21 protein-coding genes and 1 tRNA gene are annotated in these 21,713 nt (G+C 72.0%); 9 read left to right on the top strand and 13 right to left on the bottom strand.

Going from position 1 to position 21,713, the window contains the following annotated elements; all coding sequences use genetic code 11:
* Nucleotides 1-18 precede the first annotated feature (18 nt).
* Both HS109_14360 and purC read left to right on the top strand, forming a co-directional pair.
* The gene (locus HS109_14360; protein MBE7523553.1) at nucleotides 19-783 is read left to right on the top strand and encodes an MBL fold metallo-hydrolase; all 765 of its coding nucleotides are present in this window, start codon (nucleotides 19-21) and stop codon (nucleotides 781-783) included.
* On the top strand, nucleotides 784-1,509 hold the full coding sequence (gene purC / locus HS109_14355) for a phosphoribosylaminoimidazolesuccinocarboxamide synthase (protein ID MBE7523552.1): 726 nt from the start codon (nucleotides 784-786) through the stop codon (nucleotides 1,507-1,509). It abuts the gene before it with no gap.
* 76 nt (nucleotides 1,510-1,585) lie between these two features.
* On the opposite strand, the gene HS109_14350 is transcribed toward purC, so the two are convergent.
* Both HS109_14350 and HS109_14345 read right to left on the bottom strand, forming a co-directional pair.
* Nucleotides 1,586-2,092, bottom strand: coding sequence for a hypothetical protein (locus tag HS109_14350; protein ID MBE7523551.1), 507 nt, complete (start codon nucleotides 2,090-2,092; stop codon nucleotides 1,586-1,588).
* Complete coding sequence (locus tag HS109_14345; protein MBE7523550.1) at nucleotides 2,076-3,218, bottom strand: cupin domain-containing protein; 1,143 nt, start codon at nucleotides 3,216-3,218, stop codon at nucleotides 2,076-2,078. Before HS109_14345 ends, HS109_14350 begins: the two co-directional genes overlap by 17 nt.
* Before the next feature lie 99 nt (nucleotides 3,219-3,317).
* Between HS109_14345 and HS109_14340 the strand changes: the two genes are divergently transcribed.
* A complete protein-coding gene (locus tag HS109_14340) occupies nucleotides 3,318-3,791 on the top strand; it encodes a peptidylprolyl isomerase (protein ID MBE7523549.1) in 474 nt (157 codons plus the stop codon).
* A 6-nt stretch (nucleotides 3,792-3,797) separates the two neighbouring features.
* On the opposite strand, the gene HS109_14335 is transcribed toward HS109_14340, so the two are convergent.
* The 5 genes from HS109_14335 to HS109_14315 form a co-directional block, all read right to left on the bottom strand.
* Nucleotides 3,798-4,268, bottom strand: coding sequence for a GNAT family N-acetyltransferase (locus HS109_14335; protein ID MBE7523548.1), 471 nt, complete (start codon nucleotides 4,266-4,268; stop codon nucleotides 3,798-3,800).
* Complete coding sequence (gene mutS / locus HS109_14330) at nucleotides 4,268-6,817, bottom strand: DNA mismatch repair protein MutS (protein ID MBE7523547.1); 2,550 nt, start codon at nucleotides 6,815-6,817, stop codon at nucleotides 4,268-4,270. The genes HS109_14335 and mutS overlap by 1 nt, the downstream gene beginning before the upstream one ends.
* Before the next feature lie 50 nt (nucleotides 6,818-6,867).
* Nucleotides 6,868-8,409, bottom strand: coding sequence for a tetratricopeptide repeat protein (locus tag HS109_14325; GenBank protein MBE7523546.1), 1,542 nt, complete (start codon nucleotides 8,407-8,409; stop codon nucleotides 6,868-6,870).
* 52 nt (nucleotides 8,410-8,461) lie between these two features.
* On the bottom strand, nucleotides 8,462-9,991 hold the full coding sequence (locus HS109_14320) for a tetratricopeptide repeat protein (GenBank protein MBE7523545.1): 1,530 nt from the start codon (nucleotides 9,989-9,991) through the stop codon (nucleotides 8,462-8,464).
* Between the two features lie 86 nt (nucleotides 9,992-10,077).
* The gene (locus tag HS109_14315) at nucleotides 10,078-11,610 is read right to left on the bottom strand and encodes a tetratricopeptide repeat protein (protein ID MBE7523544.1); all 1,533 of its coding nucleotides are present in this window, start codon (nucleotides 11,608-11,610) and stop codon (nucleotides 10,078-10,080) included.
* A 106-nt stretch (nucleotides 11,611-11,716) separates the two neighbouring features.
* Here HS109_14315 and hutH point away from each other — a divergent pair, with 106 nt between their 5' ends.
* Nucleotides 11,717-13,240, top strand: a complete 1,524-nt coding sequence (hutH, locus tag HS109_14310) for a histidine ammonia-lyase (GenBank protein MBE7523543.1) — start codon at nucleotides 11,717-11,719, stop codon at nucleotides 13,238-13,240.
* 241 nt (nucleotides 13,241-13,481) lie between these two features.
* Here hutH and HS109_14305 read toward each other — a convergent pair whose 3' ends face one another.
* From HS109_14305 to uraD, 3 genes are read right to left on the bottom strand one after another with little or no spacing between them, the layout of a single operon-like run.
* Nucleotides 13,482-14,675: a urate hydroxylase PuuD gene (locus tag HS109_14305; protein MBE7523542.1), complete on the bottom strand. Its 1,194-nt coding sequence runs from the start codon at nucleotides 14,673-14,675 to the stop codon at nucleotides 13,482-13,484.
* The gene (uraH, locus tag HS109_14300; GenBank protein MBE7523541.1) at nucleotides 14,675-15,028 is read right to left on the bottom strand and encodes a hydroxyisourate hydrolase; all 354 of its coding nucleotides are present in this window, start codon (nucleotides 15,026-15,028) and stop codon (nucleotides 14,675-14,677) included. The genes HS109_14305 and uraH overlap by 1 nt, the downstream gene beginning before the upstream one ends.
* Nucleotides 15,029-15,030: 2 nt before the next feature.
* The gene (gene uraD / locus HS109_14295; protein ID MBE7523540.1) at nucleotides 15,031-15,537 is read right to left on the bottom strand and encodes a 2-oxo-4-hydroxy-4-carboxy-5-ureidoimidazoline decarboxylase; all 507 of its coding nucleotides are present in this window, start codon (nucleotides 15,535-15,537) and stop codon (nucleotides 15,031-15,033) included.
* Between the two features lie 26 nt (nucleotides 15,538-15,563).
* Between uraD and HS109_14290 the strand changes: the two genes are divergently transcribed.
* The 3 genes from HS109_14290 to HS109_14280 all read left to right on the top strand — a co-directional run bounded on the left by HS109_14290 (nucleotide 15,564) and on the right by HS109_14280 (nucleotide 18,540).
* Nucleotides 15,564-16,850, top strand: a complete 1,287-nt coding sequence (locus tag HS109_14290) for an allantoate amidohydrolase (protein MBE7523539.1) — start codon at nucleotides 15,564-15,566, stop codon at nucleotides 16,848-16,850.
* Nucleotides 16,847-18,124 (top strand): M20/M25/M40 family metallo-hydrolase, encoded by a 1,278-nt coding sequence (locus tag HS109_14285; GenBank protein ID MBE7523538.1) that lies wholly within the window; start codon nucleotides 16,847-16,849, stop codon nucleotides 18,122-18,124. Before HS109_14290 ends, HS109_14285 begins: the two co-directional genes overlap by 4 nt.
* A gap of 122 nt (nucleotides 18,125-18,246) precedes the next feature.
* Nucleotides 18,247-18,540 (top strand): hypothetical protein, encoded by a 294-nt coding sequence (locus HS109_14280; GenBank protein ID MBE7523537.1) that lies wholly within the window; start codon nucleotides 18,247-18,249, stop codon nucleotides 18,538-18,540.
* Nucleotides 18,541-18,602: 62 nt separating this feature from the next.
* Here the strand turns inward: HS109_14280 and HS109_14275 are convergent.
* Both HS109_14275 and HS109_14270 read right to left on the bottom strand, forming a co-directional pair.
* Nucleotides 18,603-18,679: transfer RNA gene (locus HS109_14275), tRNA-Pro, on the bottom strand.
* A gap of 19 nt (nucleotides 18,680-18,698) precedes the next feature.
* A complete protein-coding gene (locus tag HS109_14270) occupies nucleotides 18,699-19,631 on the bottom strand; it encodes a polyprenyl synthetase family protein (protein MBE7523536.1) in 933 nt (310 codons plus the stop codon).
* A 278-nt stretch (nucleotides 19,632-19,909) separates the two neighbouring features.
* Here HS109_14270 and rplU point away from each other — a divergent pair, with 278 nt between their 5' ends.
* A complete protein-coding gene (gene rplU, locus HS109_14265; GenBank protein MBE7523535.1) occupies nucleotides 19,910-20,221 on the top strand; it encodes a 50S ribosomal protein L21 in 312 nt (103 codons plus the stop codon).
* A 10-nt stretch (nucleotides 20,222-20,231) separates the two neighbouring features.
* A complete protein-coding gene (rpmA, locus tag HS109_14260) occupies nucleotides 20,232-20,504 on the top strand; it encodes a 50S ribosomal protein L27 (protein ID MBE7523534.1) in 273 nt (90 codons plus the stop codon).
* Between the two features lie 122 nt (nucleotides 20,505-20,626).
* Here the strand turns inward: rpmA and lptG are convergent, their stop codons facing one another.
* Nucleotides 20,627-21,712: an LPS export ABC transporter permease LptG gene (gene lptG, locus HS109_14255; GenBank protein MBE7523533.1), complete on the bottom strand. Its 1,086-nt coding sequence runs from the start codon at nucleotides 21,710-21,712 to the stop codon at nucleotides 20,627-20,629.
* Nucleotide 21,713: the final 1 nt, after the last annotated feature.

The raw sequence follows: 21,713 nt of genomic DNA, 5'->3' as shown, positions 1-21,713 counted from the left end.
GCCGCGGGGCGCGCGCCGATGCGCTTCGCGTCGTTGGGGAGCGGCAGCGAGGGCAACGGCCTCGTCGTCGAGGTTGGCGGTTCCCGCCTGATGATCGACTGCGGCTTCGGCGTGCGCGACGCCGCGAAGCGCCTGGGCCGCCTCGGGCTCGCCCCCGGCGACCTCCACGCGATCGTCGTGACCCACGAGCACAGCGACCACGTCGGCGGCGTGGCCGCGTTCGCCGCGAAGCACGCCGTTCCGGTCTGGCTCACGTTCGGGACGCTCGCCTGCGTGGGCGAGCGCTTCGCCGGCATCGATCGCGTGTTCGGATTCGACAGCCACGAATCCTTCTCGGTCGGCTCGATCGAGGTGCGGCCGTTTCCGGTGCCGCACGACGCGCGCGAGCCGGTGCAGTTCGTGCTCGGCGACGGCGCGGTGCGCCTGGGCGTCGTCACCGACCTCGGCACGTCGACGCCGGCGGTCGAGCGCGCATTGACCGGCCTCGACGCGCTGGTGCTCGAATGCAACCACGACGCGGCGATGCTCGCGGAAGGCCCGTACCCGGCGAACCTCAAGGCGCGGATCGCGGGGCGCTTCGGGCACCTCGCGAACGACGCCTCGGCGGCGCTCCTCGCCGCGCTCGACAACTCGCGGCTGAAGCACATCGTCGCCGCGCACCTGTCGAAGCAGAACAACACGTCGGCGCTGGCGCGTGCGGCGCTCGCGGGCGCGCTGGGCTGCACGGAAGGCTGGATCGGCATCGCCGACCAGGACGACGGATTCGACTGGCGGGAGGTCTGAATGCACAAGGGCGCGGAACGCTACAAGGGCAAGGCGAAGACGGTCTACGCGACCGACGACGCGCGCTATCTCGTGATGCACTACCGCGACGACGTGTCGGCGTTCGACGGCGCGAAGCTCGCGAAGCTCGAGGGGAAGGGCGAGACGAACAACCGGATCAACGCCCACGTCATGGGGAAGCTCGAGGCGGCGGGCGTGCCGACGCACTTCGTCCGGCTCCTCGACGAGCGGGAGTCGCTGGTGCGGGCGATGAAGATGATTCCGGTGGAGTGCGTGGTGCGGAACGTCTGCGCCGGGTCGATGGCGAAGCGCTACGGCGTCGCGGAGGGTACGCGGCTCGCCGAGCCGATCTTCGAGTTCTTCTACAAGAGCGACGCGCTGCACGACCCGTTGTGCAACGACGACCACATCCGCGTGCTCGGGTGGGCGAGCGAACGCGAGATCGCCGAGATGAAGGCGATCACGCACAAGGTGAACGACGTGCTGAAGCCGCTGTTCGCGAACGCCGGCGTCGACCTCGTCGACTACAAGCTCGAGTTCGGCCATCCGGTCGACGATCCGGACGGACCGCTCACGCTGGGCGACGAGTTCACGCCCGACGGCTGCCGTCTCTGGGACGCCACGACCGGCGAGAAGTTGGACAAGGACCGGTTCCGGCGCGACCTGGGCGAAGTCATCGAGCACTACCGCGAGGTCGGGCGCCGGATCGGCGTGCCGCAGCTCTGAAAGCAGGGTCAGACTCGACTTTCCACCGACGGACGGCGGCCGGACGCCCGCGAACGAAAGTCGAGTCCGACCCTGCTTAGAGGCCGAGCACGGTGCCGGAGAGGCCCGGCTCGCCGGTCGCCCAGATCTCGTCGAAGCGCTCGATGAGTGGTCGGGCCGCCGAGGGCGTGTCGAACACCAGCACCGCGCGTGCGCCGTCGACGTGGAACCGGTGCAGGAAGTGGCGATCGTCGGCGACGACCAGCGGATCCATCGCGCTTCTCGCCTCCGGTCCGGTCCGGTAGACGGTCATCGCGTGCCCCCAGGTCCTGAGGAGCGCGAGGAGGCGCGGGCACGATTGTTCGAGCCAGCGCGTCTCGTGGACGATCATGTCGATGCGCGCGCCGCGTCCGCGGCGGAGGAACGCGGTCACGCGCTCCGCGCGCTCGGCCCGCTGCCAGCCCCAGTCACTGCCGTCGACGTCGAAGATGCGGAGCCGCGACCGTGCGCGGTCGATCAGCACGTCGACGGCCTCGACCTGCTCGGCGATCGACGCGAGCGGACGTTCGACCGGTCCGGTGGCGCTGTCAGCGGCTTCCGACATGGAGCCATCCGTGGCGGTGCCAGTCGTGGAGCACCGCGATCGCCTCACGCGGCAGCACGGCGGCCTCGCGCGGGGCGAGCCCGCGGCGATCGGCGAGCCGGGCGAGCGATGCGCGAATGATCGGGTTCATCGAGAGCGATTCGCCGTTCACGTACATCGTGCGGCCATCGTAGAGGGCCTGCGTGCCCAGGTCCAGCCTGACACCGCGGCGCGCGATCGTGCGCGCGAAGGCCGGGGCCGAAGGCGGCCGCGCGGGCCGCGCGAAGGTCACGTGCGCCTTCGGCTCGGTGAGCCAGGCCCCGAGGAACGCATCGACCTCGGCCCTCGCGACGCGAATGCGCGAGAGCGTTTGCGCCACCTGGTCCTGCATCGCGCGCGAGATGCGCGCGGGCGAGCGGGCCGGCGCGAGGTCGGGGTCCGCGTAGCGTCCCGGCAGGTCGACACGCTCGGCGAGCCGCGTGAGGAAGGCTTCCGCGATCTCGCTCGACAGCGCCGCGCGAAACCCGATCGAGTAGGTCGTGCACGCCTCGACCGCCACTCCGTCGTGCGCGTCGCCCGGCGGCAGGTAGAGCATGTCGCCGGGACCGAGCACCTCGTCGTGCGTCGGCGTGAAACGCGCGAGGATGCGAAGCGGCAGGCCGGGCCGGAACGACGCGTCGCGCTGCCGGCCCCAGCGCCAGCGTCGGCGGCCGAATCCCTGCAGCAGGAACACGTCGTAGGAATCGAGGTGCGGCCCCACGCCGCCGCCGGGCGCCGCGTAGCTCACCATGACGTCGTCGAGACGCGCGAACGGCAGGAAGTCGAAGCGGCGCATCAGGGCATCCGCCCGTTCGTCGACGAGGTTGGTGCCCTGGACCAGCAGCGTCCAGTCCCGCGCAGGGAGCGACGCGAAGCGCCGGCGTGCGAACGGGCCGTGTTCGACGAGCCAGCTTCCGCGCGTGCGCACGACCAGCCGCGATTCCACGTCGTCGCGACAGGCGAGCGCGACGAGATCGCCGCGCGTGAACGGCCCGGTGAACCCGGGCATCGCGGCGCGCAGGAGCTTCGAGCGCTTCTGCCAATGGCTTCGCAGGAACGCGGCGGGGGCGAGTCCGGCGATCGGAGGGGCGGACGCTTGGTCGGGCATGGGCTGAGCGTTGCCGCGATTATAGGCGCCGTTGCGGCGAGGCGTAGAATGCGCGCCAACCGCGCGGCGTCCCGGACGCGCACCTCCCCGAGGATCCCCATGAATGTCTTCCGCAACACCGTCGTCTCGCTCACGTTCAGGCTGTTCGACGATCGCAACGGCTTGATCGAGGAGGCAGTCGAGCCGATCGCCTACCTGCACGGCGGTTACTCCGGAATCTTCCCGCTGGTCGAGAAAGCGCTCTCGGACAAGCAGGCAGGCGATTCCGTTTCGGTCACGCTCGAACCGGCGGATGCGTTCGGCGATTACGACGCGTCGCTGGTGCGCATGGAGCCGGTCGACACGCTGCCCGACGACGTCGCGGTCGGCGGCTACCTCGTCTCCGAGAAGGATGGCGAGGAGATCGTGTGGCGCGTCACCGACATCGCCGAAGGCAAGGCGGTGCTCGACGGCAACCACGAACTCGCCGGGCAGCGCGTGCGCTTCGACGCGACCGTGGTCGAGGTGCGGCCCGCGACGCAGGAGGAGATCGCGCACGGCCACGTCCACGGCGCGCACGGCCACCACCACTGAATGCCGTCAGCGCCGGGGGTCCTCGTCCCGCCTCAGCATCGTGTGACGCTTGACGCCGTGCGGCAGGACGTCCAGCGTGAACACGATGCGGTAGCCCAGCTTCTCGTAGAAGCGAGGTGCCTGGAAGTCCAGGGTCTCGAGATAGAACGTCCGGCAGCCCCGCGCGGCCGCGGCTGCCTCGAACGAGCGGACCAGGCGCGATCCGATGCGAGCGCCGCGGAACGTCTCGTCCACCCAGAGTTCCTGGATCTCGGCGCAATCCCCCCAGGTGCGGCCGAGCGCGCCGCCGACGACCTCGCCCCGGGCGTCGCGCGCGAAGCACGCGAGGGGGCGAACCTCGTGGAGCGGCGCCGCCGCGTGATTGAACGCGGTGAGTCCGGCGTCGACAGTGGCGGCGTCGCCCGCAGGCACGTCGTCGTGCGCGGAGATCGCGACCGGACCGGTGTGCGGCGGCGGCAGGCCGGTCGCCTCGTCCATCAGGCTTCGCCCGCGCCGATGCGTTTCAGGGCGTAGAGCGCGTCGAGGGCCTCGCGCGGCGAGAGCGCGTCCGGGTCGATCGCGGCGAGGCGGTCGGCGAGCGCGTGCGCGCGCGTCGTCTGCGGGTCCGCAGCATCGCCCGCCGGGGCAGCGAACAGGTTGCCTTGCCCCTCGCCAGCGTGCGCGAAGGCGTCGAGCCGCGCGAGGTAGTTGCGTGCCTGGCGCACCGTGTCGGCGGGAACGCCCGCGAGCTTCGCGACCGCGAGGCCATGGCTGCGGTTCGCCGGGCCCTCCTCGACCGCGTGCATGAAGACGATGCCGTCCTTCGGCGTCTCGAGCGCGTCGAAGTGCACGTTGGCGCAGCCCGGGATCTCGGCGGCGAGCGCCGTCAATTCGAAGTAGTGCGTCGCGAAGAGCGTGAGCGCGCGATTGGTCTCGGCGAGCCGGTGCGCGATCGCCCACGCGAGCGCGAGGCCGTCGTAGGTGGAGGTCCCGCGCCCGATCTCGTCGACGAGTACGAGGCTTCGCGGCGTCGCGCGGTGAAGTATCGCGGCAGCCTCCGTCATCTCGACCATGAACGTCGACCGGCCGCCGGCGAGGTCGTCGGCGGCGCCGATCCTCGTGCAGATCGCGTCGATCGGGCCGATCGTCGCCGCCGCCGCGGGCACGAACGAGCCGCAGCACGCGAGCAGCGCGATGACCGCGGTCTGCCGCATGTAGGTCGACTTGCCGCCCATGTTCGGGCCGGTGACGACCAGCAGCCGGCGATCGGGCGCCAGCACGACGTCGTTGGCGATGAAGTGCTCGACCTGACGCTCGACGAGCGGGTGCCGACCGCCGCGGATCTCGATCCGCGCCTCGTGCGTGAACGCGGGCCTCGTCAACCCGAGGGCCTCCGCGCGATCCGCGAGCGAGGCGAGGACGTCCAGCGTGGCGAGTGCGCCGCCGGCCTTCTGGAACGCGGGGACGGCGGGCACGAGCGCGAATACGAGCTTCTCGAACAACACCCGTTCGCGGGCGAGCGCGCGCTCCTGCGCGGACAACGCCTTGTCCTCGAACGCCTTCAATTCCGGCGTGACGTAGCGCTCGGCGTTCTTGAGCGTCTGGCGCCGCCGGTAGTCGTCGGGCACCTTCGCCGCGTGGGCGTGCGTCACCTCGATGTAGAAGCCGTGCACGCGGTTGTACTCGACCTTGAGTCCGGGAATGCCGGAACGCGCACGCTCGCGGGCCTCGAGATCGGCGAGGAATGCGCCGCAGTCGCGGTCGATCGCGCGCAGCTCGTCCAGTTCTGCGTCATGGCCCTCGGCGATGACGCCGCCGTCGCGGACCTGCGACGAGGGCTCCGCTGCCAGGGCGGACGACAGGAGCGCGGTCCAACGTGCGTCGACGTCCACGGCGTCGAGTGCGCCGCGGACGAGCGGGAGGTCGATGTCGCCGAGGAGCGCGCGCAGGCCGGGCAGGGCGGCGAGCGTGTCGCGCAGCGCGGCGAGTTCGCGCGGCCGCACCTGCGCGAGCGCGATGCGCGCGGCGATGCGTTCGACATCCGCCACGTCGTCCAGCGTCTCGCGCAGCCGGCGGCGCAACGCCGGCTCGCCGACGAAGCGTTCGACCGCATCGTGACGTGCCGACGCCGCCTCGAGGTCGCGCAGCGGCGCCATCAGCCAGTCGCGCAGCAGGCGGCTTCCGGCCGAGGTCACGCAGGCGTCCAGCATCGACAAGAGCGTCGGCGCGCGCTCGCCTGCGAGCGTACGCGCGATCTCGAGGTTGCGCCGCGTGGCGCTGTCGAGCGCAACGTGCGTTCCGGGCCGCTCGACGGCGAGCGTCGTCAGGTGCGCGATCGACGAGAGCTGCGTGGCCGCGGCGTAGTCGAGGAGCGCGCCGGCCGCCCCGGTGGCGATCGGCGCCTCGTCGGCGCCGAACGCGCCCAGGTCGTGCGTGCCCAGGTGCTTCGCGAGCGCCTTCGCGCCGGCGTCGGCGTCGAACAGCCACGCGGCGCGCGCGCGGGTCGGCGGCGAGCCGCGCGGGAGCGACGGAGCGGCCATGCCGTCGGGGATGAGCAGTTCGGCGGGCTCGATGCGTTCCAGCGTCGCGGAGAGTTCGGTCGAGGCGACGTCGACCATGGCGAGCCTGCCGGCGGCGAGGTCGAGCCACGCGACGCCTGCGCGCTTGCCGGCGACCACGCAGGCGGCGAGGAGCGAGGAGGCCCGCGCGTCGAGGAGCGTCGCGTCGACGAGCGTGCCCGGGGTCACGATCCGCGACACTCTCCGCTCCACCGGGCCCTTGCTCGTCGAGGGGTCGCCGACCTGCTCGACGATCACCGCCGATTCGCCGGCGCGGATCATGCGCTGCAGATGCTGCTCGATCGCGTGGAACGGCACGCCCGCCATCGGGATCGGCGCGCCCGCCGACTGCCCGCGTGCGGTAAGAGTGATGTCGAGCAGCCGCGCGGCGCGCTTCGCGTCGTCGTAGAAGAGCTCGTAGAAGTCGCCCATCCGGTAGAACACCAGCTTGTCCGGGTGGTCCGCCTTGACGCGCAGGTACTGCTGCATCATCGGCGTGTGGGCCGCGAAGCGGTCGGCGGGCACGGGGGCGGCGTCCTTCACGATCGGGTCGCCGCTTCGCGCGCGGCCCAGTCGCGGTCGAGTTCTGCGGCGTAGCGGCTTCCCCCGCCGATGCACTCGATGACGGGGCGGAGGTCCCCGCTCGCGCGGGCGCGGGCGAGCAGCCTCGCCTCGGACTCGGCGACGCGCAGATACGGGAACGACCCGGCCGACGCGAGCCAGCGGTTGAGCGCTAGGCGCACGACGCGGCCGTTCGCGTCGGCGAAGACGTGCATCTCGAGGAGCGCCATGTAGAGGAACACCGCGCGCGGCGCGCCGCCCGGTACGCGCGAGGCGATCTCGACGACGGCCTCCAGCGTCGCCGCGATCTGGCCGGGCGCCGTGCGCGGGACGTGCACCGCTGTTCCGACCACGTTGTTGATCAGCTTGACCATTCCGGGGCCGATCTCGGGGCGGTGCGCGACGATCTGCGCGTGGCGCAGCCTCAGCCACCCCTCGAGGGCGATCGGGTCGCGATCGTCGGGCGGCGACGAAGTCGCGGAGGCGACCGCGCGCGCATAAGCCAGCACGTCGAGATCCGCGTCGCCCGACCTGCGTTCGGGATGCGCGAAGAGCGACACGCTTCGCGCGATCGCCCCGGCGTCGCGGGTCGGCAGCACGTTGTGATGGGCCTCGATGGCGAACCAGGCGGACGACGCAGGTGCGCCCGATGCGAACGACGCGCCCGAACCGTCCGACGCCGCAAGGCCCGACGCGATCCGTTCGAGGTCGTCGACGAGCGCGCGGTCGATGGTGTCGGGACGGCGCAGCGCGCGCAGGCCGGCGATGAGCGGCGCGGGGTCGTCGCTCGAACGCGCCGCGGCCAGCGGAGCCGCGAGCGACGCGCGCTCGGCGAGCATCGAGCGCGCGTCGGCGATCTCGCTTCGTGCGTCGGGCGGGAGATTCGCCGTCGCCGACGCCGCGTCGAGCATCGCCTCGCCTTCCTCGATCCGGCCGCGCTCGAGCAGCAGCGTGGCCAGGTTCACCTGTGCGTACGGATGGCCGGGCGCGCGCGCGAGAGCCTTGCGCAGCATCGCTTCGGCGTCGTCCAAACGGCGCGCGAGGCGCGCGATCACCGCCGCCTTGGCGTTCGCTTCCGGGTCGTCGGGCGCGAGGGCGACTGCGTGTCGATAGGCGTCGGACGCGGCTTCGAGCCGGCCTGCCTGGCGCAGCACGTCGCCCAGGCCGAGGTGCGCCGCCGGGACGGCCGGAGCGAGCGCGACGGCGCGTCGTGCGTGCTCGACGGCGTCGTCGTGTCGGCCGAGCATCGATTGCGCGACTGCGGTCGCGAGCCACGCCGCCGGAAGGCCCGGAGCCTGCGCGCGCAGGCGATCCAGCACCGGCAGGGCGTCGGCAGGCCGGCCCGTGCGGATGTGCGCCTGGGCAAGTCCGAGTTGCGCTGGCAGGAACGCGCCATCCGATGCCGCCGCGCGCGCCCAGACGGCGGCCGCCTCCGTAAACGCACCCCGCGCTTCGAGCGAGGCCGCCTGCCTCGCCAGCGCGAGCGTGTGCGGTGGCGCTGGCGTCGGTGGCCGATTCATGCGGCGATTATAGGCAGGCGTCCGGGCTGCTCCCGCGCCGAGGCCACGCGGATCAGCGCGGATCGCGCGCCGCCCACGCGCGGTCGAGCTCCGCCGCGTATCGGCTGCCCGCGGAGAGCCAGTCGACGAGCGGCTCGAGGTCGGCCGTCGCCCGCGCGGCAGACTGGATGCTGCCGTCGTTGCCCGGCGGGTGCAGGTGGGGATAGCGGCCCGCGCCCGCCAGCAGGCGGTTCACCATGAGGCGCATCGTGCGGCCGTTCCCGTCGGTGAACGGATGCAACTCGCCCACCGTCAGGTAGAGGAAGACCGCGCGCCACGCGCCGCCCGGCACCCGCGGCAACAGTTCGTCCAGGACCCGGCGCAGCGTCGCCGGGATCCGCGCCGGCGGAGTGCGCGGCACGTGTCTTGCTCCGCGCACGATGTTGTTGACGATCGAGAACTGTCCGGGATCCAGTCGCGGCCTGTGGGTCGCGAGCTGCGCGTGGCGCAGGCGCAGCCACGCTTCGAACGCGACCGGGTCATCGTGATCGGGCGAGCTCGCGCGCGCGACGATCCTCGCGTAGTGCACGAGGTCGCGGTCGTCATCGTCAGCCACCGGACGCTCGCCCGCGACCAGCGCGACACTGTGCGCGAGGGCCGCGTCGTCGCGCGGTCGCTTCAGGTTGTGGTGGGCTTCGAGGGCCGGCCAGGCGAACGACGCGGGGGCGCCCTCCGGGAAGCGATCGTCGATGCGGGGCGCGGACTCGAGGCGCTCGACGATCCGGGAGAGGTCGGCGAGCAGGACCTCGTCGACCGCCGCGCCACGGTCGAGCGAGCGCAGCGCGAGCGCGATGGGGCGCGGATCGCCGCCGGCGACCGCCTCGTCGATCGGTCCATCGAGCAGGCGACGCTCGTCGATCATCGCCACCGCATCGCGTGCTTCCTCCCGCGCGTCTGCCGGAAGCAGCGCATCGTCGAGCGCCGCGGCGAGCCGGGCACGACCGGCGTCCAGGTTGCCGCGTACGGCCTCGAGCGTGCCGAGATTCACGCGTGCATACGGATGACGCGGCGCGAGGACGAGTGCGTCTCTCAGCAGCGCTTCCGCGCGATCGTGGCGGCCCATCGTGCGCTCGGCCGTCGCGAGTTTGTTGAGCGCGTCGGCGTTCGCGGGATCGAGTTCGACCGCCCTCCGATAGGCGGCCGAGGCATGGGACAGACGACCGGCCTGCCGCAGCACGTCGCCCAACCCCAGGTGGAGCGGCGCCATCGACGGCGCGAGGGACACGCCGCGCTCGGCGCTCGCGATCGCGTCTCCATGCTTCCCCAGCATCGACTGGGCGACGGCAGTCGCGAGCCAGACCGCGGGCATCGCGGGGGCCGTTTCGCGCAGCGCGGCCAGCGCGGACAGGGCATCTGCCGGACGGCCCGCGCGAATCTGCGCCTGTGCCAGGCCAAGGCGCGCCGGGAGGAGCGAAGGATCGGCGGCGATCGCCTGCGCCCACGCGTCGGCGGCGCCCACATGCGCGCCGCGCGCATCGAACTCCGACGCCCGTCGCATCAGCGCGAGCGCGTCCTCGTGGTCCGGTTTGCGGTGTCCGATCATCGACAGAGCGAGAGGGTCCGTTCGCGGTTCGGCGTTGCGGGATGGAGGACGAAGGGCATCGTCGCCGATGTCGTCCGCAGCTCGGGTCAGCGCAGGGTGCCCGCGGCCCATTCCGCGTCGAATCGCGCCGACTCGCGGCTCGCGGCGGCGAGCCACGTGGCGAGCGGCTCGGCGTCGCGTCGTTCTCTCGCCTCGATCGCGAGGTGGAGCAGCTTGCGGACCTTTCCCGGCGAGTGCATGTGCGGCATCAGTCCGGCCGCTTCGAGCTCTCCGTTCGCGATGAAGCGCGCCAGCCGCTTGTTGCCGTCGACGAATGGATGGATGAGCAGGATCGCGGCCAGCACGAGCGTCGCGCGCCAGCCGCCCGGCGGCAGGCGTCGCGTGATCTCGGGCAGGATCGTGCGCACGGTCCCGCTGACGTACGGGGGGGATACCCGCGCATGGGCCGATCCCGCGAGCTGCGTCGAGTGGGTTGGCTTGTAGAAGCCCGGCCAGCACTCGACGCGATGCGCGAGCAGACGCGCGTGGGCGAGCCGCAGCCACGCGTCGAGCGCCAGCGCATCCTCGGGCGGGCGGTTGGCCGGCCGCGACTTCACCGCGCACGCGTGACGCACGACGTCGTCATCGACGCTGTCGGCCGGGGCGATCCCGCTCGCGACCAGACGCAGATCCCGTTCGAGCGCGGGGGCGCCGCGGCTCGTGCGAAACGCCAGATGCGATTCGATCGCGTGCCAGCGGCCCGACCGATCGGAGCGCGGAGCGAACGCGTGATCGATGGGCGCAGCATTGGCCGCCCGATCGACCATCTCGCGCATCGCGTCGGCCAGGGCGTTGTCGGTCAACGGACTGCCGGGTTCCCGGCGCAACGCTTCTGCGAGCGGATCGACGTCGTCGCGCGCGAGCGCATCCGCGACCGGAGCGGCGAGCCGATCGCGTTCGTCGAGCAGGGCGAGGGTCTCCAGCGCCGTGGTGTGCATCTCCCGGTCGAGGCCAGGCATCGCGAGCAGCGCTTCTACTTCCCGGCGGGCCTCCTCGACACGACCATCGAGGACGGCCAGCACCGCGAAGTTGTAGCGGGTCGTCGGATGGCTCGGCGACTGCGCGAGCGCGCGCTCGAGCAACGCCCGGGCCTTCGGGCGCTCCTTCCGGATGTGCGCGATGTGCGCGAGCTTGCCGAGGACGTCGGGATGGTCGGGGGCGATCTCGTGCGCGCGTTCATAGGCGCGCCGTGCGCCGGCCCAGTCGCCCGACCGGTAGAGCACGTCGCCATGCCCGAGGTGCACCTCGCAGATGCCGGGCGCCATTGCCGTCGCCCGTTCGCAGGCGCGCAAGGCTTCGCGATATCGGTCGAGGAGCGCGAGTGCCACGCCGTACGCGAGCCAGGCCGCCGCTGGCGCGCCCGGCATCGCGATCAGCGCTTCGAGCAGCGGAAGCGCGTCGCCGGGTCGGGCGGCCCGGATCAACGACTGGGCGTACCCCAGCCGGATCTCCGGGCGCGTCGGTGCGCGTACATGGGCACGGGACCAAGCCTCCGCCGCGGCTCGAACGTCGCGGCGGGCATCGAAGTCGGACGCGATGCGGACGAGGTCGGTCACGTCCTCCGGCGGGTCTGCGGGCATCCGTCATTCTAACCAGTCGAGTCCGGGCCGCGCGCGCCGGGACATCCCCGAACGGCGAGGGCACCGCTACACTGACCGGCTTCCCCTTTCCGTCCCGCTGCCCCCGATGACGCTCTCGCTCGCGCCTGCCCGTCTCACGCTCGACCTGATGCGGTCGGTCTGGTCGGCGTCCCGGCGGATCGCGATCGACCCGACGGCCCGGCGAGCGGTGGACGCCGCGGCGGCCGCCGTTTCACGCGTCGTCCGCGAGCATCGAACCGTCTACGGGGTCAACACCGGCTTCGGCCTGCTCGCGCGTACCCGCATCGACGACGCGCGCCTCGCGGAACTGCAGCGTGCGCTCCTGCTCTCGCACTCCGCGGGCACCGGAGCGCTCCTCGACGACGGCGTCGTGCGGCTCGCGATCGTGCTCAAGGCCGCGTCGCTCGCCCGCGGGCATTCGGGGGTTCGCTGGGAGGTGATCGAGGCGTTGATCGCGCTCGCGAACGCCGACGTGCTGCCTTGCGTGCCCTCGCTGGGGTCGGTCGGAGCTTCGGGCGATCTCGCGCCGCTCGCGCACCTGTGCGGCGTGCTGATCGGCGAGGGCGAGGTGCGGATCGACGGCCGCGTCGCGCCGGCCGCCGAAGGGCTGGCGCGCGCGGGACTCGCGCCGCTCGAGCTCGCGCCGAAGGAGGGCCTCGCGCTCATCAACGGCACGCAGGTCTCGACCGCGCTGGCGCTCGCCGCGCTGTTCATGGCCGAGCGCGTCGCCGCGGCGGCGTTCGTCGCCGGCGCGATGAGCGTCGACGCGTGCTTGGGCAGCGACACGCCGTTCGACCCGCGCATCCACGCCTTGCGCGGCCATGCCGGACAGCGCGACGCGGCGGCGATCTACCGGCGCCTGCTCTCCGGCAGCGCGATCCGCGCATCGCACGTCGACTGCGCGCGCGTGCAGGATCCCTACAGTCTGCGGTGCCAGCCGCAGGTGATGGGCGCGGTGCTCGACCAGATGCGCTCGGTCGCGTCATCGCTCGCCGTCGAGGCGAACGCGGTCTCCGACAACCCGCTGGTGTTCGCCGATCGCGACGAGGTGCTGTCCGGCGGCAACTTCCACGCGGAACCGGTCGCGTTCGCGGCGGACAATCTCGCGCTCGCGATCGCGGAGATCGGGGCGCTCGCCGAGCGCCGCATCGCGCTCCTGATGGACGCGAACCTGTCGGGATTGCCGCCGTTCCTCGTGGAGGACGGCGGCGTGAACTCCGGATTCATGATCGCGCAGGTCACCGCCGCGGCGCTCGCCTCGGAGAACAAGGCGCTCGCGCATCCGCGCAGCGTCGACTCGCTGCCGACCTCCGCGAACCAGGAGGACCACGTCAGCATGGCGACCGGCGCCGCCCTGCGCCTCCTGACGATGGCCGGGAACGCGGCGGCGATCGTCGCCGTCGAACTGCTCGCGGCCGCGCAGGGCATCGACCTGCGACGTCCGGTCGCGACCTCTGTGTTGCTCGCTCGCGCGCACGCCCGCATTCGCGCCGCCGTGCCGTTCTGGGACCGCGACCGCGCGTTCGCGCCCGATCTCGCCGCCATACGCGCCCAGGTCGAGCGCGGAGACTACCTCGCCGTGGCTCCCGAGGCCGTGACGCCGGGTTGAGCGGCGTCGGCCTGAAGGCCGACCCACGGCGGCGGGATGCAATGTCGGCCCGAAGGCCGACCTGCGGGAAGAACGGTGGGTCGGGCTTCAGCCCGACGTATTCGTGCCGATGCGACGGCGAAGCGTCGGCCTGAAGGCCGACCCACGGCGGCGGGATGCAATGTCGGCCTGAAGGCCGACCTGCGGGAAGAACGGTGGGTCGGGCTTCAGCCCGACGCCTCCGGGCGTCGGCCCGGCGAAGCTAATCGCCGTGCGCCCCCGCGCGGAACCAGGTGTCGAGCGCCGCGCGCTCGGCGTCGGTCATCTGCGTGAGGTTGCCGATCGGCATCGCCTTCGACACGACGGCCTGCTGGTGGATCGCCGGGGCCAGGGTGACGATGCGCTCCGGAGTGTCGAGCTTGACGTCCTTGGGCGGCGAGGCGAAGCCGGCGAAGGTCGGCCGCTCGGCGTGGCACCCGGCGCAGCGTTCCGTGACGATCGCCTGCACCTGCGCGAAGGTCGCGCTGCCGGTGGACGGCGGCGCGGCGCGCGGCATCAGCGCGACGAACGTCGCCGCGAGCAGCGCGACGCCGGCGGCGGCGAGCCACGGCTTCGCGGGTCCCCGATGCCGGCTCGTGAAGTACAGCCGGATCAGCACGCCGGAAAGCGAGAGCGCGACGAGCACGGCCCAGGCGCGGGGCGCGTTGGTCAGGCCCGCGTAGTGGTTGCTGATCATCGTGAACAGCACCGGCAGCGTGAAGTAGGTGTTGTGGACGCTGCGCTGCTTGCCGCGCGCGCCGTGCGACGGATCCGGAACGCGACCTTCGACCTTCGCCTTCACCATCTCGCGCTGGCCCGGCATGATCACGAAGAGCACGTTCGCGGCCATGATCGTGCCGAGCATCGCGCCGAAGTGGATGAACGCGCCGCGACCCGAGTAGAGGTGGGTGAGCGCGTAGGCCGCGATCGCGCACAGCACGAGCATCACCGCGGCGAGCACGGGCTCGCGCCTGCCGAGCGGCGAACGGCACAGGAGGTCGTAGACGACCCAGCCGCCGGCGAGGAACACGAGGCCGAAGGCGATCGCCGCGCCCTGGCCGAGGTCGGCGACCGAGCGATCGATCAGCGTGATCTCGGCGCCCCAGTAGTAGACGAGCCCGAGCAGGAACATGCCCGACAGCCAGGTGGTGTACGCCTCCCACTTGAACCAGTGCAGCGGCTCGGGCAACGCGGGCGGCGCCACCGCGAACTTCTGCGCGCGGTAGAAGCCGCCGCCGTGCAGCGCCCACACCTCGCCCGACAGGCCGAGCCGGCGTGTCTCCTCCGCGTCCCGCGGCGGGAGCAGATGCCCGTCGAGCCAGATGAAGTAGAACGATGCGCCGATCCAGGCGATGCCGGCGATCATGTGGAACCAGCGGCCGAGGAATCCCAGCCACTCGACGGCGTAGGCCTCCATCAGCTGCCGCGGTAGGTCGAGTACGCGAAGGGCGTGCAGACCAGCGGCACGTGGTAGCCGCCGCGCTCGTCCGCGATGCCGAACTCTATCGGCACGACATCGAGGAACGGAGGGTCAGCGAGCGTGACACCGATCGAGCGGTAGTGTTCGCCGAGGTGGAAGACCAGCCGGTAGCGGCCGCGTTTCACCGCGTCGCCCTGGAGAAGCGGCGCATCGGTGCGGCCGTCGGCGTTGGTGCGCGTCGTGACGATGAGCCGCGGTCCGGCCGCCTCGAGCGCGTAGAGGTCGACTCTCACGCCGGCTGCGGGGCGCCCCTGCCAGGTGTCGAGGACGTGCGTGGAGAGTTTCGCCATCGTCAGGGAAGGAGGTCGAGGAGACGAAGCCGCGCGATCTCGCCGATCTGCGCGACCGCGTTCGCGATCTCCTGTTCGCGCGTGTTGGCGAGGCGCGCACGCAGCGTGCCGATGATCGCGTCCTTGCGATTCAGCCGTGCGCAGATGACGAACGGGAAGCCGAAGCGCTCCTGGTAGCAGGCGTTCAGCCGCCGCAGCTCCGCGGCCTCGTGCGCCTCGAGCGTGCCCAGTCCCGCCGAGGCCTGCTCGCGCACGGATTCGCGCGTGAGCGCTCCATCGCGGGCCTCGCGGCCCGCGAGCTCGGGGTGCGCGCGTATCAGCGCGAGCTTCTCGGCCTCGGACGCCGACCGCACGACGCCGCAGAGCGCGAGTTCCAGGTCGAGCCGCGATGCGAACGGGCGCCGCGCACAGGCGCGCTCCGCGACCCAGGGCGAGCGCTCGTAGACCGGCCCGAAGGCGCGCGAGAACTCGTCGGGCGCCGCGCGGTTCAGTTCATCGAGCGAAGGCATGACCGCGACGTTACCCGGTAGGTAAAATGGAAGTCAAACGCCCGAGACGGACCGGGCACGGAGGCCGGGTGCGATTCGGACAGGACATTCTGCGGCAGGCGGACGATCTCGCGGCGTTCAGCGAGGACGCTCCGCGCATCACGCGGCGCTACCTGACGCCGGAGCACCGGCAAGCCGGCGGATACCTGCTCGGCTTGATGCGCGACGCCGGCATGGAGGCGGGCTACGATGCGCTCGGCAACGTCGTCGGCCGCTATCGAGCCGAGGCGCCGGAAGCTCCGACCGTCATGTCCGGTTCGCACATGGACAGCGTGCGCAACGCCGGACGCTACGACGGCCTCTTCGGCATCCTGACCGCGATCGCGTGCGTGCGGGACCTGTCGTCGCGGGGCAAGCGCCTGCCGTTCACGTTCGAGGTCGTCGCGTTCGCCGACGAGGAGGGCGTCCGGTTCGGCGTGACGCTCGTCGGCAGCAAGGCGATGGGCGGCAGCTTCGACCCGGCCTGGCTCGACGTGAAGGACGCCGGCGGGACGACGCTGCGCGAAGCGCTGGTCGCGTTCGGCGGCGATCCGGACGGCTGGCGCGGCCTCGACCGGCGTGGCCGTGACGTCATCGCCTACGTCGAATCGCACATCGAACAGGGGCCGGTGCTGCTCGACGCCGGATTGCCGGTGGGCGTCGTGACCGCGATCGCCGGCGGCAGCCGCATCCGCGTGACGGTCACCGGACTCGCGGGCCACGCGGGCACGGTGCCGATGGGCGCGCGGCGCGACGCGCTCGCCGCCGCCGCGGAGATGGCGCTCGCGGTCGAACGCATTGCGTCGTCGCCGGGACGGGACGGCGTGGCGCTCGTCGGCACCGTCGGCGTCATGACCGTCGCCCCGGGCGCGATCAACGTGATACCGCAGGACGTGACGTTCACCGTCGATCTGCGTTCTGCGTCCGATGGTGCGCGACGCGCCGCCGTGGCGGAGCTGCGCGAGGCGTTCGCGGCGATCGCGGAACGCCGGCGCGTCGAGGTCGGGGTCGACGAGTTCTACGAGCTTCCCGCCGCGCCCTGCGACGGCGCGCTGCAGGACGCGCTCGCGGCGTCGATCGCCCGCCAGCGCGTGCCGGTGCGGCGCCTCGCCTCCGGCGCCGGCCACGACGCGATGGCGTTCCCGCCGGTCTGCCCGATCGCCATGCTGTTCGTGCGCTGCGGCGCCAACGGCATCAGCCACCACCCCGACGAGACGATGAGCGCCGAGGACGCCGAGATCGCCACCGCGGTGCTGCTCGACTTCCTCGAACACTACGAGCCGCCGCAGCGATGACCGCGCGATCCGACAGCGAACCCACGGCTGTGCGCGGCGCGCTCCACGCCGCCCTCGTCGCGCACGTCGACGCGCACCACGGCCGTCAGATCGCGTTCCTGCGCGACATCGTGCGCGTGCCCTCCGACACGCCGCCCGGCGACAACGCGCCGGCCGCGGCGAAGGCCGCGGAACTCCTCGAAGCACTCGGCCACGAGGTCGAGCGCCACCCGGTTCCCCCCTCCTTCCTGAACGACTACGGCATGGCGAGCGTCGTCAACCTGATCGTGCGCCACCGCTTCGGCGCGGGCGGCCCGACGATCGCGCTGAACGCGCACGGCGACGTCGTGCCTCCCGGCGAGGGTTGGACGAAGCCCCCCTACGAAGGCGTCGTCGAGGACGGGCGCATGTACGCGCGCGGAGTGGCCGTGTCGAAGTCCGACATCGCGAGTTACACGTTCGCGCTGGAGGCGCTGCGCGCGGCGCAGCGGAACGGCGCGAAGCTCCGCGGCGCGGTCGAGCTGCATTTCACCTACGACGAGGAGTTCGGCGGCCTCGCCGGTCCGGGTTGGCTCCTGTCGCACGGCCTCACGAAGCCGGACTACGCGATCGCCGCCTCGTTCAGCTACGCGATCGTCACCGCGCACAACGGCTGCCTGCAACTCGAGGTGACCGTGCACGGCAGGGCCGCGCACGGATCGATGCCGAAGACCGGCGTCGACGCGCTGCGCGCGGCGGCGGCGATCCTCGACGGGCTCTACGCGGAGGCCGACCGGCTCGAGACGGTGAAGTCGTCGGTCCCGGGCATCGATTCGCCGACGCTCGTCGTCGGCCGCATCGAGGGCGGCATCAACACCAACGTCGTGCCCGATCGCGTCGTGCTGAAGCTCGACCGCCGCATGATCCCCGAGGAGCGGCCCGACGCGGTCGAGGCCGCGCTGCGCGCGCGGATCGAGTCGATCGCGCTCGCGCATCCGGGCGTGCGCGTCGACATCCGCAGGCTCCTGCTCGCGCGCGCGCTCGAGCCGCGACCCGGCCACGAGAAGCTCGTCGGCGCGCTGCGGGTCCACGCCGAGCGCATCTTCGGCGTGCCGATCCCGGCGGTCGGCGTGCCGCTCTACGCCGACGCGCGCCTGTACGGCGAGCACGGCGTGCCGATCGTGATGTACGGCGCGGGCCCGCGCACGATCCTCGAGGCGAACGCGAAACGCGCCGACGAGCATCTCGTCCTCGAAGACCTGCGCCGCGCGACGGCGGTCGTCGCCTGCGCGCTGGCCGACCTGCTGTCGGCCTGATCGCGTCGCGCTCCGCGACGAATGCTCCGGAGCGGCGATGCGGAATCGTCGCCTCCGGGCGGCGGGCCGCGCCGCCATCATGGCGTCGAGCGGCGGACCCGCGCCGCGCCATGGAACCCCGGATGAACCTTCCCCCCAACGAATGGATGCCCGTGTTCGCGATCGTCTTGCGAGCGCGGACTCGAGGCGGACGCCGCGCGGGGGCGCGGCGTCCGCTCTCGGCCGCGGACGAGACGCTCGAGCGCGTCGGGACCGCGTGGCGCGACGACGACGGCAGCTACCTCGTCTCGCTCGCCGTGATCCCGGAAGGCGGCGAACTCCTGATCCGTCCGCCGCGCCACGGCGATCCGCTGCACGTCGCGGCGAAGCGCGGAGGTGCGATCGTGACGCTGGAGCGGTCCGAATCGCCCGGTTGAGGCCGGCTCGAACGAAAACGCCGCGGCGGCAGGCCGCGGCGGCGTCGATCAAGGCACGGGAATGGTCGGGGTGAGAGGATTCGAACCTCCGGCCTCTACGTCCCGAACGTAGCGCTCTACCAGGCTAAGCTACACCCCGAGGCCCCAGGCGGATCGCGTCAGTTCGTTCGATCCGCCGAGAAAGTCGCCAATTGTATCAGAGTCCCGACGTCCGGTTCGCCGGCCCAGGGAGCGAGCGCCTCGGCAGCGACCTGCGCCTCGCGCCGGGCGCACTCGCGCGCGTAGGCGATCGCGCCCGCCTCGTCGAGGGCCGCCGACACCTGCGCGAAATCGTCGATGCGCCCGCCGCCTTCGATCGCGTGCCGGATGCGGGAACGGACCTCGGCCGATCCGATCTCGAGCGCGCGGATCAGCGGCAGCGTCATCTTGCCCTCGGCGAGGTCGTCGCCGAGATTCTTGCCGATCGCCTGCGCGTCGCCGGTGTAGTCGAGCACGTCGTCCATGATCTGGAACGCGCTGCCGAGGTGCCGGCCGTAGCTCGCGAACGCCTCCTCCCGCGTCGAGTCGTGCCGGCCGAGCACCGCCCCCAGGCGGGCGGACGCCTCGAAGAGCTTCGCGGTCTTGCGGCGGATCACCTCGAGATAGCCGGCCTCGTCGAGCGTGGCGTCGCCGGCGTGCATCAGTTGCAGCACCTCGCCTTCGGCGATGACGTTGGTCGCCTCGGACAGGATCTCGAGCACGCGCATCGACGAGAGGCCGACCATCAACTGGAACGCGCGCGAATAGAGGAAGTCGCCGACGAGCACGGAGGCCGCGTTGCCGAACGCGGCGTTGGCGGTCGCGCGGCCGCGCCGCTGCGACGATTCGTCGACGACGTCGTCGTGGAGCAGCGTCGCGGTGTGGATCATCTCGACGACCGCCGCGAGCACGTGGCGATGGCCGCCGGGGTCGCCGCAGGCCCTCGCCGCGAGCAGGAGCAGGGCGGGACGCAGTCGCTTGCCGCCGCCGCCGACGATGTACTCGGCGATCTGGCGGATCAGCACGACCTCGGAGGCGAGGCCCTGCCGCAGGACCGTGTCCACGCGCGCCATGTCGGCGCCGATCGAGGCTTTCAGGAAGTCGGGGAGCAAGGCCGGGGCTTCGGAAGGGCGGCGAGCGGCGCGTGGCCATGGGCCGCGCCGGACGGGACACGGGCCGGGCGGATTGTAGCCGACGCGGACGCCGCGGCGCCGCGCCCGCGGCGCCGCGGCGGCGGCGGGACGACCCGTTTTGACAGCCTCTCCCGAAAGGCGCTATAATTCAAGGCTTTCCGCAATCGGCCTGCGAGGCCCGCGCGGGAAACCCCTCCAGCACCAACCCGGAGCCAACCATGTACGCGGTCGTAAAAACCGGCGGCAAGCAGTATCGCGTCGTCGCCGGCGACAAACTCAAGGTAGAACAGATACCGGCGGACGTGGGCGCGGAAGTGATTCTCGACCAGGTGTTGATGGTCGGCGAAGGCGAAAGCGTCCGACTCGGCCAACCCACGCTCGCCGGCGCCTCGGTGAAGGCGACCGTGCTCGCGCACGGACGCGGCGAGAAGGTGAAGATCTTCAAGATGCGCCGGCGCAAGCACTACCAGAAGCATCAGGGGCATCGTCAGGGCTACACCGAGCTCGAGATCGACGCCATCGTCGGCTGAGGAGGACACCATGGCACACAAGAAGGCAGGCGGCAGCTCGCGCAACGGCCGCGACTCCAATCCGAAGATGCTCGGCACGAAGGTGTACGGCGGCGAGGCGATCCGCGCCGGCGGCATCATCGTGCGCCAGCGCGGGACGAAGCTCCACCCGGGCGCCAACGTCGGCATCGGCAAGGACCACACGCTCTACGCGCTCGTCGACGGCACCGTCAGCTTCACGACGAAGGGCGAGCGCCAGCACAAGTACGCGAACGTGACGCCTCCGGCGCCGGAAGCCGCGTAAGGCGCCCCAGCCGCAACGTGAAGGCCCCCGCGCTGCGGGGCCCTTTGCATCCGGGTCCGCGCGGTCCGGCTGAGGCCGTCATTCTCGCGGGCTGTCGCGAGAACGGCGGCCCTGACCCGGATTCACCGCCGCTCGATCCACACGAGCATGCCGACTGCGACGCCCCCGAAGATCAGGAGCGGCAGGACCGCCGAGACCAGCGGCGGCCAGTCGTTCAGCACGCCGAGGCTCGAGAACAGGCGGCCGATCAGGAAGAACGCGAGGCCGAGCATGGTTCCGGTGAACATCCGGAAGCCGACGCCGCCCTGGCGCCGCTGGAAATGCGCGAACGGCAGCGCGACGATCATCATCGCCAGCACGGCGAACGGATAGAAGATCTTGTTCCAGAACGCGATCTCGAACCGGCTGGTCTTCGCGGCGCCGCCCGCGCCCAGCACGCGGATGTTGTCCCACAGCGTCGCGAGTTCGAGACGCTCGGGCGCGACCTGGTAGACGGTCAGGAGCGACGGGCGCAGCACCGTGTGCCAGGTCCAGGTCGCCGCGGTCGTGGCGCGGGCGCGGTCGCCTTCGATCTCCGTCGACTCGACGTTGGTGAGCTCCCAGCGGCCATCCGCGACGAAGCGGCCGCTCTCGGCGGCGCGCGCCGCGGTGAGCCGCATCGCGTCGTCGAACTCGTAGATGCGCACGCCGGAGAGCGTGAGGTCGGCGAGGACCGTGCGGATGTTGACGAACATGCGGTCCTGCCGGAACCAGAACCCCGACGCGAACTGCTGCGCGAAGACGCGCGAGCTCTCGCCTTTCGCGGCGACCCGGAGCGTCTGCGCCAGGCGCTCCGCGGGCGGCGCGACGAACTCGCCGGCGAGGAAGGTGAGGACCGCGAGCGGGATCCCCACGCGCACCACCGCCCAGCCGACCCCCCACAGCGACGCGCCGGAGGCGCGCATCACCGTGTACTCGGAATTCGCGACGAGCTGCGCGAGCCCGAACAACGTTCCGATCAGGGCCGCGACCGGGAAGAGCTCGTATACGCGCGACGGGAGGTGCAGCGCCACGTAGACCATCGCGCTCGAGATCGTGTAGCCGCCCTTGCCGACGTCGGACAGCTCGTTGACCAGGTCGAAGAACGCGAACAGCGACAGCAGCGCGGCGAACACCGCGAGCGTCGCGAAGAGGACGTCCCGGCCGATGTAGCGCGTGAGCGTGCGCACG

The organism is Burkholderiales bacterium, from assembly GCA_015075645.1.
Lineage (GTDB): Bacteria > Pseudomonadota > Gammaproteobacteria > Burkholderiales > Casimicrobiaceae > VBCG01.
Note: the sequence above shows the minus strand (reverse complement) of the source record. Positions and strands in the feature narration are given on the sequence as shown.

What these genes read in the sequence shown, in the direction of transcription:
- HS109_14350 (MBE7523551.1), bottom strand. Translation starts at nt 2,092, where the DNA reads ATGTCGGAAGCCGCTGACAGCGCCACCGGACCGGTCGAACGTCCGCTC.
- HS109_14280 (MBE7523537.1), top strand. Translation starts at nt 18,247, where the DNA reads ATGAACCTTCCCCCCAACGAATGGATGCCCGTGTTCGCGATCGTCTTG.
- HS109_14335 (MBE7523548.1), bottom strand. Translation starts at nt 4,268, where the DNA reads ATGGACGAGGCGACCGGCCTGCCGCCGCCGCACACCGGTCCGGTCGCG.
- mutS (MBE7523547.1), bottom strand. Translation starts at nt 6,817, where the DNA reads ATGCAGCAGTACCTGCGCGTCAAGGCGGACCACCCGGACAAGCTGGTG.
- HS109_14345 (MBE7523550.1), bottom strand. Translation starts at nt 3,218, where the DNA reads ATGCCCGACCAAGCGTCCGCCCCTCCGATCGCCGGACTCGCCCCCGCC.
- HS109_14340 (MBE7523549.1), top strand. Translation starts at nt 3,318, where the DNA reads ATGAATGTCTTCCGCAACACCGTCGTCTCGCTCACGTTCAGGCTGTTC.
- HS109_14270 (MBE7523536.1), bottom strand. Translation starts at nt 19,631, where the DNA reads ATGGCGCGCGTGGACACGGTCCTGCGGCAGGGCCTCGCCTCCGAGGTC.
- rpmA (MBE7523534.1), top strand. Translation starts at nt 20,232, where the DNA reads ATGGCACACAAGAAGGCAGGCGGCAGCTCGCGCAACGGCCGCGACTCC.
- HS109_14360 (MBE7523553.1), top strand. Translation starts at nt 19, where the DNA reads ATGCGCTTCGCGTCGTTGGGGAGCGGCAGCGAGGGCAACGGCCTCGTC.
- uraH (MBE7523541.1), bottom strand. Translation starts at nt 15,028, where the DNA reads ATGGCGAAACTCTCCACGCACGTCCTCGACACCTGGCAGGGGCGCCCC.
- HS109_14315 (MBE7523544.1), bottom strand. Translation starts at nt 11,610, where the DNA reads ATGCCCGCAGACCCGCCGGAGGACGTGACCGACCTCGTCCGCATCGCG.
- HS109_14320 (MBE7523545.1), bottom strand. Translation starts at nt 9,991, where the DNA reads ATGATCGGACACCGCAAACCGGACCACGAGGACGCGCTCGCGCTGATG.
- HS109_14285 (MBE7523538.1), top strand. Translation starts at nt 16,847, where the DNA reads ATGACCGCGCGATCCGACAGCGAACCCACGGCTGTGCGCGGCGCGCTC.
- hutH (MBE7523543.1), top strand. Translation starts at nt 11,717, where the DNA reads ATGACGCTCTCGCTCGCGCCTGCCCGTCTCACGCTCGACCTGATGCGG.
- uraD (MBE7523540.1), bottom strand. Translation starts at nt 15,537, where the DNA reads ATGCCTTCGCTCGATGAACTGAACCGCGCGGCGCCCGACGAGTTCTCG.
- HS109_14305 (MBE7523542.1), bottom strand. Translation starts at nt 14,675, where the DNA reads ATGGAGGCCTACGCCGTCGAGTGGCTGGGATTCCTCGGCCGCTGGTTC.
- HS109_14290 (MBE7523539.1), top strand. Translation starts at nt 15,564, where the DNA reads ATGGAAGTCAAACGCCCGAGACGGACCGGGCACGGAGGCCGGGTGCGA.
- HS109_14325 (MBE7523546.1), bottom strand. Translation starts at nt 8,409, where the DNA reads ATGAATCGGCCACCGACGCCAGCGCCACCGCACACGCTCGCGCTGGCG.
- purC (MBE7523552.1), top strand. Translation starts at nt 784, where the DNA reads ATGCACAAGGGCGCGGAACGCTACAAGGGCAAGGCGAAGACGGTCTAC.
- rplU (MBE7523535.1), top strand. Translation starts at nt 19,910, where the DNA reads ATGTACGCGGTCGTAAAAACCGGCGGCAAGCAGTATCGCGTCGTCGCC.